This window comes from Cupriavidus sp. L7L (genome assembly GCF_004353535.1).
Taxonomy (GTDB): Bacteria; Pseudomonadota; Gammaproteobacteria; order Burkholderiales; family Burkholderiaceae; genus Cupriavidus; species Cupriavidus oxalaticus_A.
The window spans coordinates 36,537-49,095 of sequence record NZ_SMNY01000008.1; the positions used below are offsets into that span (position 1 = coordinate 36,537).

11 protein-coding genes are annotated in these 12,559 nt (G+C 65.9%); 10 read left to right on the plus strand and 1 reads right to left on the minus strand.

Translation table 11 applies throughout. The features are described 5' to 3' along the window. Window positions 1–156 precede the first annotated feature (156 nt). Window positions 157–492 carry an iron donor protein CyaY gene (gene cyaY, locus E1J61_RS07330; protein ID WP_133093445.1) on the plus strand — a complete coding sequence of 112 codons (336 nt, stop codon included), beginning with the start codon at window positions 157–159 and terminating at the stop codon, window positions 490–492. A gap of 76 nt (window positions 493–568) precedes the next feature. Here the strand turns inward: cyaY and E1J61_RS07335 are convergent, their stop codons facing one another. Continuing rightward, a complete protein-coding gene (locus E1J61_RS07335; protein WP_165971442.1) occupies window positions 569–2,941 on the minus strand; it encodes a penicillin-binding protein 1A in 2,373 nt (790 codons plus the stop codon). A gap of 379 nt (window positions 2,942–3,320) precedes the next feature. Here E1J61_RS07335 and pilM point away from each other — a divergent pair, with 379 nt between their 5' ends. The 9 genes from pilM (at window position 3,321) to E1J61_RS07380 (ending at window position 12,460) form a co-directional block, all read left to right on the plus strand. After that, window positions 3,321–4,391 carry a type IV pilus assembly protein PilM gene (pilM, locus tag E1J61_RS07340; RefSeq protein ID WP_195431139.1) on the plus strand — a complete coding sequence of 357 codons (1,071 nt, stop codon included), beginning with the start codon at window positions 3,321–3,323 and terminating at the stop codon, window positions 4,389–4,391. 18 nt (window positions 4,392–4,409) lie between these two features. Continuing rightward, window positions 4,410–5,093 carry a PilN domain-containing protein gene (locus E1J61_RS07345; RefSeq protein ID WP_133093446.1) on the plus strand — a complete coding sequence of 228 codons (684 nt, stop codon included), beginning with the start codon at window positions 4,410–4,412 and terminating at the stop codon, window positions 5,091–5,093. A gap of 2 nt (window positions 5,094–5,095) precedes the next feature. Next, a complete protein-coding gene (locus tag E1J61_RS07350) occupies window positions 5,096–5,767 on the plus strand; it encodes a type 4a pilus biogenesis protein PilO (RefSeq protein ID WP_133093447.1) in 672 nt (223 codons plus the stop codon). Further along, the gene (locus tag E1J61_RS07355) at window positions 5,764–6,342 is read left to right on the plus strand and encodes a pilus assembly protein PilP (protein WP_371703141.1); all 579 of its coding nucleotides are present in this window, start codon (window positions 5,764–5,766) and stop codon (window positions 6,340–6,342) included. The genes E1J61_RS07350 and E1J61_RS07355 overlap by 4 nt, the downstream gene beginning before the upstream one ends. Then, complete coding sequence (pilQ, locus tag E1J61_RS07360; RefSeq protein ID WP_133093448.1) at window positions 6,339–8,468, plus strand: type IV pilus secretin PilQ; 2,130 nt, start codon at window positions 6,339–6,341, stop codon at window positions 8,466–8,468. The genes E1J61_RS07355 and pilQ overlap by 4 nt, the downstream gene beginning before the upstream one ends. A gap of 352 nt (window positions 8,469–8,820) precedes the next feature. Further along, on the plus strand, window positions 8,821–9,354 hold the full coding sequence (locus E1J61_RS07365; RefSeq protein WP_133093536.1) for a shikimate kinase: 534 nt from the start codon (window positions 8,821–8,823) through the stop codon (window positions 9,352–9,354). Next, window positions 9,351–10,457, plus strand: a complete 1,107-nt coding sequence (gene aroB, locus E1J61_RS07370; RefSeq protein ID WP_133093449.1) for a 3-dehydroquinate synthase — start codon at window positions 9,351–9,353, stop codon at window positions 10,455–10,457. The genes E1J61_RS07365 and aroB overlap by 4 nt, the downstream gene beginning before the upstream one ends. Window positions 10,458–10,514: 57 nt before the next feature. Then, window positions 10,515–11,651, plus strand: coding sequence for a deoxyguanosinetriphosphate triphosphohydrolase (locus E1J61_RS07375; protein ID WP_063241249.1), 1,137 nt, complete (start codon window positions 10,515–10,517; stop codon window positions 11,649–11,651). 83 nt (window positions 11,652–11,734) lie between these two features. Continuing rightward, window positions 11,735–12,460, plus strand: a complete 726-nt coding sequence (locus tag E1J61_RS07380; RefSeq protein WP_133093450.1) for a transposase — start codon at window positions 11,735–11,737, stop codon at window positions 12,458–12,460. Window positions 12,461–12,559 lie beyond the last annotated feature (99 nt).

Sequence of the window (12,559 nt, forward strand, 5' to 3'; positions counted from 1 at the left end):
ATCGGTCGTCCTTTAGGCTGTTGGCATGACGTTGGCGGAGTCCGGCGCGGCCGGATCGCCGAGGCGCTGCGCAACATGAATTCTCAACAAAAAAGCCGTTCGCGCCACGTACGCCCGGTCCGGGCAGCGGCGGCAACGGCGGTCTCGGAGTTTAGCATGCCCCCCTTGAGCGAAAGCGAGTTCCTGGCCCTGGCCACCGAGGAACTGGACCGCATCGAAGCCGCGGTCGAAGCGGCCGCCGACGCGGCCGATGCCGATGTGGAAATCAGCCGCACCGGCAACGTGATGGAACTGGAGTTCGAGAACGGCTCCAAGATCATCATCAACAGCCAGGCGCCGATGCAGGAACTGTGGGTGGCGGCGCGCTCCGGCGGCTTCCACTTCCGCCGCGACGGCGAGCGCTGGGTCGACACGCGCAATGGCGGCGAACTGTACGCGGCGCTGTCGGGCTATGTGAGCGAGCAGGCCGGCGCCATCCTCAGGCTGGGCTGAAGCAAAGCACGCGTTGCGCAAAGAAAAAGCCGGCCATGGGCCGGCTTTTCTGCATTCTGGCGATACTGCGGAGCAATCAGGCGCCGCCGAACATTTCCAGGATCTTCTTCTTCTCCTGCTCGGTATCCGGCGAAGGTGCCGTCGATGACTCGTCCGGCTTGCCCGGCCACGGATCTCCCAGGCCGACCGAGGCCACGCCGGCTCCGCCCGCGTTCTCCTCAAAGGTCCAGTCGCCGCCCACCATCAGCACGCCTTCCGGCGCCGGCCGCTCGGGCGACTCGGGCACGCCCTTGAGCGCCTTGCTCATGTAGCCGACCCAGATCGGCAGCGCCAGTCCGCCACCGGTCTCGCGCACGCCCAGGCTCTTGGGCTGGTCGTAGCCCATCCAGGCGATCGCCACCAGGTTAGGCGTGTAGCCGGCGAACCAGGCATCGACCGCATCGTTGGTGGTACCGGTCTTGCCGGCCAGGTCGTTGCGGCCCAGGCGCTGCTTGGCGCTGTTGGCGGTGCCAAAGCGGACCACGTCGCGCAGCATGGTGTCGGCGATAAACGCGGTGCGTGCGTCGAGCACGCGCACGGCATCGGTGCCGGCGCGTTGCGGATGGGTTTCGGAGATCACGTTGCCGCGCGCGTCCACCACCTTCTGGATCAGGTAAGGGTTGACGCGGTAGCCGCCGTTGGCAAACACCGAGTATGCGCCCGCCATCTGCAGCGGCGTCACGGCGCCGGAGCCCAGCGCCATCGGCAGATAGGCGGGATGCTTGTCGGCCTCGAAGCCGAAGCGGGTGATGTAGTCCTGCGCATACTGCGTGCCGATCGCGCGCAGGATCCGCACCGAAACCAGGTTCTTGGACTTGGCCAGCGCGCGGCGCATGGTCATCGGGCCTTCGAAGCGGCCGTCGTAGTTCTTCGGCTCCCACACTTGCCCGCCGGTATCGGGACCGATCGTCAGCGGCGCGTCGTTGATCACCGTGGCCGGCGAGAAGCCCTTCTCCAGCGCCGCCGAATAGATGAACGGCTTGAAGCTCGAACCCGGCTGGCGCCAGGCCTGCGTCACGTGGTTGAACTTGTTGCGGTTGAAGTCGAAGCCGCCCACCATGGAGCGGATCTCGCCGTCCTGCGGGTTCAGCGACACGAACGCGGCGGCTACTTCCGGCAGCTGCGTGACCGACCAGTTGCCCTTGTCATCCTGCGTCACGCGGATGATCGCGCCGGGGCGCATCTTCATCTTGGGCTGCGCGTTCGCCGACATCGACGGCGAGATAAAGCGCAGCGCCGAGCCTTCGATGGTCGCCACCTCGCCCGACAGCAGCGTGGCCTTGACCTGCTTGGATGACACGCTGGTGACCACGGCCGAGCGCAGGTCGCCGCTGCCCGGGTGCTCGACCAGCGCATCGTCGATCGCCTGCTCGCGCTCGGCCGGATCGGAAGGCAGGTCGATAAAGGCCTCGGGGCCGCGGTAGCCGTGCTTGCGCTCGTAGTTCATGATGCCGGTGCGCACGGCTTCGTACGCGGCATCCTGGTCGGGCTTGGTCAGCGTGGTGTAGACGGTCAGGCCACGCGTGTAGGTTTCTTCACGGTACTGCGCGTACATCAGCTGGCGCACGATTTCGGCGACGTACTCGGCATGGGTCGAGAACTCGTTGCCCTCGGTGCGCACCTTCAGTTCCTCGCGCACCGCCGCGTCGTATTGCTCGGGGCTGATGTAGCGCAGGTCGCGCATGCGCTGCAGGATGTATTCCTGGCGCACCTTGGCGCGGCGGGGGTTGACCACCGGGTTGTACGCCGACGGCGCCTTGGGCAGGCCGGCCAGCATCGCGGCCTCGGCCGGCGTCACGTCGCGCACCGACTTGCCGAAGTACACGCGCGCGGCGCTGTCGAAGCCGTATGCGCGCTGGCCCAGGTAGATCTGGTTCATGTACAGCTCGAGGATCTGGTCCTTGTTCAGGTTGGCCTCGATCTTGTACGCCAGCAGCATTTCGTAGATCTTGCGGGTGTAGGTCTTCTCGCTCGACAGGAAGAAGTTGCGCGCCACCTGCATGGTGATGGTCGACGCACCTTGCGACAGGCCCCCGCGCAGGTTGGCCAGTCCCGCGCGCATCACGCCGACGAAGTCGACGCCGCCGTGTTCGTAGAAGCGGTCGTCCTCGATCGCCAGGACGGCCTTTTTCATCACGTCGGGGATTTCGGCGATCGGCACGAAGTTGCGGCGCTCTTCGCCGAACTCGCCGATCAGCACATTGTCCGCCGTGTAGATCCGCAGCGGGATCTTGGGCCGGTAGTCGGTGATGGTGTCCAGCGAGGGCAGGTTGGGCGCGGCCACCAGCAGCGCATAGCCGAGCAGCAGCGCGATCATGACGGCACCGGCAACAACCAGCCCCACCGCCCAGAACATGAAGCGCGCCCAGATCGGGCGGCGGGCAGGATGCTTCTGTTGTGCTGTGGCCATAAGGAAAATACCTAGTCAGGGGTGCCGGGCATTATATCTTCCGGCATCGGGCGTGCCGGGCGCGCAGTGCCCCGCGCGTCGCTACAGTGCTGTTACAAGATGTAAGACAGCGGAAGGCGGCATGCAGGGCGAAGTTACATGCAGCAAGCTTAGGCGGAAGGGAACCCGACGACCGTGGGGTTTTGACAACGGATTGGCGAGAGCCGTCTGAAAAAGGAATCGTGGTCAGACCGGCACATTGCCACCGGTGCCGGTTTTTGTGAGAATCGGCCAACATATAAGAGCAAGTGTTTCGGTCAAGAAACAAGGCTCGCCCGATTAGAGCGTACAAGCCGTGGGCGAGTTCAAAGTCAGGGGGGTCACCTTGCGACGGGGCATTTTGTCGGGGCTTCTGCGCCGGACTACGGTCGGCGTGGATATCGGGTCTTCCAGTATCAAGGTAGTCGAGTTGTCCGTCGGTGGCGGCAAGCACGACTATCGGCTGGAAAAGTGCGCCAGCGAACTGCTGGACCGCAATGCCGTTGCCGATGGCAACGTCATCAACATTGAAGCCGTCGGGATCGCGCTCAGGCGTGCGCTCGGCAAGGCCGGCATCCGCTCGAAAGACGTGGTGCTGGGCGTGCCGTCCATGCTGACCGAGTCGCAGACCGTCAGCCTGCCGGACAACCTGTCCGAGGACGAACTGTATTCGCAGGTCGAGTCCGAGGCACACCGGCTCTATCCGCCATCGCAGGCGGTCAACTTCGACTTCGCCGTGATCGGCCCCAGCGAGACCGAGGGCGGCATCGGCGTGCGCGTCACCGCCGCCAACAGCGACCGCGTGCAGGAGCGCGTGACCGCCGCCGAGATGGCCGGGCTCAAGCCGCAGGTGATGGACGTCGAAGAGTACGCGGTGCAGCGCTCGATCGTGCAGATGCTGGGCGTGCCCCAGGAGATGTCCGAAGCCGATGCCCGCGCGCTGCCCGTGGTGGCGGTGGTCCACCTGGGCGGCAGCCGCTCCAAGGCGATCTTCTACCAGGGCTGGAAAGAGCTCTACGAACAGCCGCTGAACAGCTACGGCGACCAGCTCACGCAGAGCGCGGCGCGCATGTTCACGCTCGATGCGCTCAAGGCCGAGATCAAGAAGCGCAAGAACACGCTGCCCGAAGCGTGGCGCGCGCAACTGCTCAAGCCGTCGCTCGATGCGCTGGCGCTGGAGGTGCAGGCCGCGATCGGCAACTTCATCGCCAGCTCCAGCCTGGGACGCGTCGACGAGATCCTGCTGTCGGGCGGCCATGCCTCGCTGCTGGGCGTGCAGGCGGCGATCCAGCAGCAGACCAAGATCACCACCACGCTGGCGAATCCGTTCGCCAACATGGCGACCAACGCCAAGGTCAACGAGCGCTACCTGCAGCGCGACCTGCCGGCGTATATCGTCAGTGCCGGCCTGGCCCTGCGCGGCCTGCAATAACGCACCGGAGGCATTCGAATGTCCACGAACACGCTGCCTTCGGTCAACCTGCTGCCTTACCATGAAGCCCGCAAGGCGGCGCGGCGCAAGAAGGTCTATTCCCTGCTCGGCGGTGCGGCCGCGGCCGGTGCCGCCGTCGTGCTGCTGGGCGGGCTCTATATCGACGGTCGTATCGACTCCGTGGTCGCGCTGAACCAGGTGCTGAGCGCGGAGAACGCCAGGCTCGATGGCCAGATCCGCGAGGTCAACAACCTCAAGAAGGATATCGACGCGCTGCTGCAGCGCCAGAAGGCGGTGGAAAGCCTGCAGACCGAGCGCAACCGCCCGGTCCAGCTGCTGGAAGAACTGGTGCGCCAGGTGCCGGAAGGGGTCTACCTGACCAGTCTGAAGCAGGCGGGCGAGGCCTTCACCATCGCCGGCGTGGCCCAGTCCAACGAGCGCATCTCCGAACTGCTGCGCAACCTTGGCGACGTGCCGTGGCTGGACAAGGCCGAGCTGGTCGAGTCCAAGGCGGTCACGATGACCAACAACCTGCGCGAGCAGCGCCGGCTGTTCGATTTCTCGATGCGCTTCGCGTACCGCGCGCCGGAGGCGCCGGACGCCAATGGCAAGAAGGGTACGGCGGGCAATCCCGCCGGCGCACCTGCTTCAGCACCCGCTTCAGCTCCCGCACCTGCAGCCGCATCCGGAAAGGCAGCCTGACCATGGCGCTCAATACCGAAATCAACCTGGCCGACCTGACGAGCCAGTTCCGCGGGCTCAACCTCAACGAGCCGGAAACGTGGCCGGCCGCGCCGCGCGTGCTGTTCGCCGTGATGGCCGCGGCGCTGGTGCTGCTGCTCGGCTGGCAGTTCTACTGGAGCGGCAAGTTCGACGAGCTCGACCGCCAGCGGCTGGAACAGGAAAACCTGAAGCAGGCGTACCAGACCAAGGTGGCGCAGGTGGCCAACCTCGACGCATTGCGCGAGCAGAAGAAGCAGGTCGAGCAACGCGTCGCGCTGCTGGAGCGGCAACTGCCCAACAAGACCGAGATGGATGCGCTGCTGGCCGACGTCAACCATGCCGGCGTGGCGCGCGGGCTGCAGTTCGAGCTGTTCAAGCCACAGGCGGCGGTGCTCAAGCCTTACTTTGCCGAGATCCCGGTGAACCTGCGCGTGACCGGCCGCTACCACGAGGTGGCGCAATTCAACGCCGACGTGGCCGCGCTGTCGCGGATCGTGTCGATGCAGAGCCTGCAGCTTGCCCATACCAAGGAGGGTGGACTCTCCATGGAGGCGGTCGCAATGGCGTACCGTGCGCTCGATCCTGACGAGCAGGCCGCGCAACGCAAGGCCGCCGCGGCTGCCGCCGCCGCCAAGACGGGAGGTGCCAAATGAGCCGCACCCATCGCACCCATCGCGCCCATCGTCCTGGCGGCCCGGCATGGCGGCGCCTGCGGGCATCGCCCCGCGTAATGGCGGCAGCGGCGCTGGCCGTCGGCCTGCTGGGCGCGTGTGGCGCCAGCGACGAAGACGCGCTGCGCCAGTGGATGGACGCCACGCGCAACGCCCGCGCCAAGCCGCCCGAGCCGTTGCCCGAAGCCAAGCCCTACGTGGCGCGCGAGTATGCCGCGGCCAATGCGCCGGAGCCCTTCGCCCAGGCCAAGATCGGCGAACTGAACAAGACGCTGTCGGATTCGCCCGAAGCCGGGCGGCCGCGCCAGCCGCTGGAAGACTACCCCCTCGAGAATTTCAAGATGCTCGGGATGCTGAAGAAGCAGGGGGAGACCTTCGGCATCGTACGCGTCGATAACAAGATCCACCACGTAAAGGTGGGTCAGTATCTCGGCCAGAGTTACGGCCGGGTGGTCCGCATCACCGATCAGGAGATCGTGTTGCGCGAATTAGTCCGGGAGGGGGTATCCGAGTGGAAAGAGAAAATGACCAGCCTCAAGCTGGAGGTGTCGGCATGACCCCCGCGCGCTGGTATCGTGCGCTCGCGGGCGCCGCAAGCGCGACGCTCGCGCTGTTGCTGCTCAGTGCCGCACCGGCGGCACTGGCACAGAGCAACCGGATCAAGGCGGTGGACGTCAGCACGGTCGGCGAGCAGACCGTGTTCACGGTCGAACTCGAACGGCCGCTGGCGCAGAAGCCGATCGATTTCACCACGCAGAACCCGGCACGGCTCGCGATCGATTTTGCCGATACCGGCGTTGCCAACGGGCGCGCGCAGTATGACTACGGCGGCAAGCTGGTCAAGGCCGCCAACGTGCTGCAGATCGGCAACCGCACCCGCGTGATCCTCGAGCTTACCCGCAACGCCACCTATCGCACCGACCAGCGCGGCAATGTCTTCGTGGTGGCGCTGGATAATGTGGCGCCGGCGGTCAAGAACGCCGTGCCCACGTTCGCCCCGGCTGCGGCGACGACGCCTGCAGCCGCGGCGGCGCGGCCGTCGGTGCGCCATATCGACTTCCGGCGCGGCGCGGACGGGGCCGGGCGCGTGGTGGTGGACCTGTCCTCGCGCGATTCGGGCATCAATATCGCGCAGCAGGGCAAGAACGTGGTGGTCGATTTCCTCGGCACCACGCTGCCTGACCACCTGCGGCGGCGCTTCGATGTCAGCGACTTCGGCTCGCCGGTGCAGAGCATGCTTGCCTCCGACACCAATGGCAATGCGCGCCTGACCATCGAGCCGCGCGGCCACTGGGAATACAGTTCCTACCAGACCGACACGCAGTTCGTGGTCGAGGTGCGGCCCGTCAAGGAAGACCCGACCAAGCTGATCAGCGGCCCGGGCTACCGTGGCGAGCGCCTGTCGCTGAATTTCCAGAATATCGACATCCGTTCGCTGCTGCAGGTGTTCGCGGACTTCACCAACCTGAACATCATCACCAGCGAAAGCGTGCAGGGCAATATCACGCTGCGGCTGAAGGATGTGCCGTGGGACCAGGCCCTGCAGATTGTGATGGATGCCAAGGGGCTGGCGTCGCGCCGCAACGGCAATGTGCTGTGGGTGGCGCCCAAGGCTGAACTCCAGACCAAGGAAAAGCTCGAGCTCGAGTCGCAGCAGCAGATCAATGACCTCGAGCCCATCCGCAGCCAGGTGTTCCAGCTCAACTACCAGCGCGCCGAAGACGTGCGCCGGATGCTGCTGGGCATGGGTGGCGGCGGCGGCAGCGCTGTGACCCCCGTTGGGGCGGCGGGCGGCGCGGGGGCGAGTGCGCGCATGTTGTCCAAGCGCGGCTCGCTGACCGCCGATGCGCGCACCAACCAGCTGTTCGTGTCGGATATCGCCAGCAAGCTCGAAGAGGTGCAGAGCTTTATCGGCAAGATCGATATCCCGGTGCGCCAGGTCATCATCGAGGCGCGCATTGTCGAGGCCACCGATTCCTTCAGCCGCAACCTCGGCGTGAAGCTGGGCTTTGCCGGGCAGTACAACAACGCCAAGGTCGGCAACACCTATAACAACGTGCTGCCGGGCTCGACCTCGGACAACGGCCCGTTCCTGAGCCTGCCGGCCGCCTCGATCAACGGCACCAACCCGGCCAACATCGCGGTCAGCCTGTTCAACAGCGCGGCCACCCGTTTCCTGGCGCTGGAGCTGTCGGCGCTCGAGGCGGACGGCAAGGGCAAGATCATTTCCAGCCCGCGCGTGGTCACGGCCAACAACATCAAGGCGCTGATCGAGCAGGGCACCGAGCTGCCATACCAGGCCGCCACCTCCAGCGGCGCCACCTCGGTGCAGTTCCGCAAGGCCAACCTGAAGCTGGAAGTGACGCCACAGATCACGCCTGAAGGCAATGTGCTGCTGGACGTGGACGTGAACAAGGACAGCGTCGGTATCCAGACCACGTCGGGCTTTGCCATCGACACCAAGCACGTGCAGACGCAGGTGCTGGTGGAAAACGGCGGCACCGTGGTGATCGGCGGCATCTACACGCAGACCGAGTCCAACGACACCGACAAGGTGCCGCTGCTGGGCGATATCCCGGTGCTGGGCTACCTCTTCAAGAACAACGCCAAGGTCCGCAACCGGACCGAGCTGCTGGTGTTCCTGACGCCGCGGATCCTGAACGAAAGCGTGTCGCTGCGGTGATCGCACCGGGGGTTCGACGCCGGATACAGTAGACTGGCAGGCCGCATCGACAGATGCGGCCTTTTTTGTTGCCGCCGGGCTGGACCGGTGGCCAGCCAGGCCAGGAGGAGGCCGGCATGCGCGGCAATACACGCGGGGATGTGGTCGATGCTGCATCCGGCACTTGCCGTGCGCACCACAACATAAGAAGATGATGCAGTTCCTAACCGGGGAGGGCGGCCCAGGCGCCGCGCTCCCGAACGACAGTCCCGTGACAGCTTCTGCGACAGGGTCGGCACCGCGCCCGCACCCCGATCGACAGGAATCCGACCGACCGGAATCCGATCGACCCAATCTCTTTTTCGTCGGCCTGATGGGCGCCGGCAAGACTACCGTGGGCCGCACGGTGGCGCGGCGTCTGCATTATCCGTTTTTCGATTCCGACCACGAGATCGAGGCGCACTGTGGCGTGCGCATCCCGGTGATCTTCGAGGTCGAGGGCGAAGCCGGCTTCCGCGACCGCGAGACCGCGATGATCCGCGAACTGGCCGGGCGCCAGGGCATCGTGCTGGCCACCGGCGGCGGCGCGGTGCTGCGCGCCGAAAACCGCGAGGTGCTGAAGGCCCGCGGCACCGTGGTCTACCTGCGCGCGAGCCCCCACGACCTGTGGCTGCGCACCCGCCACGACCGCAACCGCCCGCTGCTGCAGACCGAAGACCCCAAGGGCAAGCTCGAGGCGCTGTACGCCCAGCGCGACCCGCTCTACCGCGAGGTGGCGGATTTCATTATCGAAACCGGCAAGCCTTCGGTGGCGCAGCTTGCTAATATGGTGCTGATGCAACTCGAAATGGCCGGCTTCGCGATCGATCCCCCGCAACCGGCGCCGCAGGACCCCACCCATCCATGATCACGCTTGAAGTCGACCTGGGAGCGCGCAGCTACCCCATCCATATCGGTACCGGCCTGCTCGACAACGCCGAACTGCTGCGCCCGCACGTGCGCGGCCAGCACGCCGTCATCGTCACCAATGAGACCGTGGGGCCGCTCTATGCGGCGCGCGTCGAGGCCAGCCTGAAGTCGCTCGGCAAGATTGTGCGCACGGTCACGCTGCCCGACGGCGAGGCCTTCAAGCAGTGGGAAACGCTGAACCTGATCTTCGACGCGCTGCTGCAGGCCGGCGCCGACCGCAAGACCACGCTGGTCGCGCTGGGCGGCGGGGTGGTGGGCGACATGACCGGGTTTGCCGCCGCCTGCTACATGCGCGGCGTGCCGTTCATCCAGGTGCCGACCACGCTGCTGTCGCAGGTGGATTCATCGGTGGGCGGCAAGACCGGCATCAACCACCCGCTTGGCAAGAACATGATCGGCGCGTTCCACCAGCCCAACGCGGTGATCGCCGATATCGACACGCTGCGCACGCTGCCCCCGCGCGAACTGGCCGCCGGCATGGCCGAGGTGATCAAGCACGGCGCCATTGCCGACGCCGGGTACTTTGCCTGGATCGAGCGCAATATCAAGGCGCTGAACGACTGCGACCCCGAGCTGATGGCGGTGGCGGTGCAACGTTCGTGTGAAATCAAGGCCGGCGTGGTGGCGCAGGACGAGCGCGAGGGCGGCCTGCGTGCCATCCTCAATTTCGGCCACACCTTTGGCCATGCGATCGAGGCCGGCATGGGCTACGGCGCCTGGCTGCACGGCGAGGCGGTGGGCTGCGGCATGGTGATGGCCGCAGACCTCTCGCACCGCCTGGGCTTTATCGACACCGAGACCCGCGCCCGCATCCGCGAACTGACGCTGGCAGCCAACCTGCCGGTGGTGGCGCCGGAACTGGGCACCGACCGCTATATCGAAATGATGAAGGTCGACAAGAAGGCCGAGGCCGGCAGCATCAAGTTCATCCTGCTGAAGAAGCTCGGCGAGGCGTTCATCACCACGGTGCCGGACGCCGACCTGCGTGCCACGCTGCAGCACGCGGTGCTTAAACCTCCCACCGAGGCCACGGTCGCTTGAGTGACCGGTTATGCCTCGCAACCCAGGCCCACAAACCTACAGCCAACGGATTGCCGCATGACCGACTTTGAAAGCCACCTCGCCCCGTACGCCGCCCGCTCCGCGCAGACGCGCGGGCGGGTGCACGCCGAACCTGCGTCGCAGTCGCGCAGCGAATTCCAGCGCGACCGGGACCGGGTCATCCACAGCACCGCGTTCCGGCGGCTCGAATACAAGACCCAGGTCTTCGTCAACCATGAGGGGGACCTGTTCCGCACCCGGCTAACCCATAGCCTGGAGGTGGCGCAGATTGCCCGCTCGATCGCCCGCAACCTGCGCCTCAACGAAGACCTGGTCGAAGCCATCTCGCTGGCGCACGACCTTGGCCATACCCCCTTCGGCCACGCCGGGCAGGATGCGCTCAACGCCTGCATGAAGAACCATGGCGGCTTCGAGCACAACCTGCAGAGCCTGCTGGTGGTGGATGAGCTGGAGGAGCGCTATGGCGGCTTCAATGGCCTGAACCTGACCTTCGAGACCCGCGAGGGCATCCTGAAGCACTGCTCGCGCGTCAATGCCGCGGCGCTGGGCGAGCTGGGCCGGCGCTTCCTGGAGGGCACGCAGCCGTCGCTGGAGGCGCAACTGGCCAACCTGGCGGACGAGATCGCCTACAACAACCACGATATCGACGACGGCCTGCGCTCCGGCCTGCTGACGCTGGAGCAGCTGGACGAGGTCCCGATGTGGGCGCGCCATCGCGCCGAGGTAGCCGATGCCTTCCCCGGCGTGAATGGCCGGCGCGCCATCAACGAGACGGTCCGGCGCATGATCAATACGCTGATCGTGGACCTGATCGAGACCACCAGCCGCAACATCGCCGCCGCCAACCCGCGCAATATCGACGCGGTGCGGGCCGCCGGCCCCCTGGTGGGCTTCAGTCCCCAACTCCATGAGGAAGCGGCGGCATTGAAGCGCTTCCTGTTCCGGCACCTGTACCGGCATTACCTGGTGATGCGAATGTCGGCCAAGGCCCAGCGCATCGTCGGCGACCTGTTCGGGGCCTTCATGTCCGATCCGCGCCTGCTGCCGCCCCAGTACCAGGCCGGCCACGGCGCCGACCAGCCGCGCCTGATCGCGCATTACATCGCCGGCATGACGGACCGCTATGCGATCCGCGAGCACCGGCGCATCTTCGCGGTCAGCGAGGGCAACTGATACGCAAGGAAGGCTTGGGCGCCTTCGGATAATTGGGGACGGATCAGGCTATCATGCGGGCATCGACGCTCGCATGACCTGCCATGGCCCGCCTTCCCCGTTTCTCCCCCGCCGGACTTCCCGCCCTGGTGTTGCAACGTGGCAACAATCGCCAGGACGTCTTCCTCGGCCCGGACGATTACCTGCATTACCTCGACTGCCTGCGCATGGCCGCGCGCGAGCATGACCTCGCCGTCCACGCGTACGCGCTGCGGCCCAATCATGTCCACATCGTGGCAACGCCCAAGGGGGCGGACTCGCTAAGCCTGACCATGCAGGCAGTCGGCCGCCGCTATGCACGCTACTTCAATCGCGTGGCCAACCGCACCGGCACGCTGTGGGAAGGGCGCTTCCGCTCGGCGGTATTCGAACCGGCGCCATGGATGCTGCCGGCCATGCTGTATGTCGAAGGCAATGCGCTGCGCGCGGGTGAGGTCTCGACGCCCGAGGCCGACCGCTGGAGCAGCTATCGCCATCACGCCGGCATCGAGGCAAGCCCACTTGTGAGCGATCACTCCGCGTACTGGGAGCTGGGCAATACCCCGTTTGAACGCCAGTCGAATTACCGCATGCTGACCGCCGAGGGGCTTTCCGGCCGCACGCTGCAAGCGCTCCGCAGCCATGCCCACAGCGGTTGGCCTCTTGGTGGCGAGGTATTCTTGGCGCAGCTTGAGCGGGGTGCAACGCGACGCGTGCAGCCGCTCCCGAAAGGGCGCCCCAAAAAGGTGCAAGTTTCGGCGGACGAGGTGCTGCCCGCCACGCAAAAGTGATGTGTCCCCATTTAAATCCGTCACCGAAACGGTGCGATATTAAATGTGTTCTGACCCCATTTAAAATTTTTGCGAGGCTTTCAGGATTCCCATATAGTT

Bases quoted from the DNA above. Each gene is read 5' to 3' on its own strand.
- cyaY (WP_133093445.1), top strand. From the start codon at position 157: ATGCCCCCCTTGAGCGAAAGCGAGTTCCTGGCCCTGGCCACCGAGGAA.
- E1J61_RS07335 (WP_165971442.1), bottom strand. From the start codon at position 2,941: ATGGCCACAGCACAACAGAAGCATCCTGCCCGCCGCCCGATCTGGGCG.
- E1J61_RS07345 (WP_133093446.1), top strand. From the start codon at position 4,410: ATGTCCACGAACACGCTGCCTTCGGTCAACCTGCTGCCTTACCATGAA.
- E1J61_RS07350 (WP_133093447.1), top strand. From the start codon at position 5,096: ATGGCGCTCAATACCGAAATCAACCTGGCCGACCTGACGAGCCAGTTC.
- E1J61_RS07355 (WP_371703141.1), top strand. From the start codon at position 5,764: ATGAGCCGCACCCATCGCACCCATCGCGCCCATCGTCCTGGCGGCCCG.
- pilQ (WP_133093448.1), top strand. From the start codon at position 6,339: ATGACCCCCGCGCGCTGGTATCGTGCGCTCGCGGGCGCCGCAAGCGCG.
- E1J61_RS07365 (WP_133093536.1), top strand. From the start codon at position 8,821: ATGGGCGCCGGCAAGACTACCGTGGGCCGCACGGTGGCGCGGCGTCTG.
- aroB (WP_133093449.1), top strand. From the start codon at position 9,351: ATGATCACGCTTGAAGTCGACCTGGGAGCGCGCAGCTACCCCATCCAT.
- E1J61_RS07375 (WP_063241249.1), top strand. From the start codon at position 10,515: ATGACCGACTTTGAAAGCCACCTCGCCCCGTACGCCGCCCGCTCCGCG.
- E1J61_RS07380 (WP_133093450.1), top strand. From the start codon at position 11,735: ATGGCCCGCCTTCCCCGTTTCTCCCCCGCCGGACTTCCCGCCCTGGTG.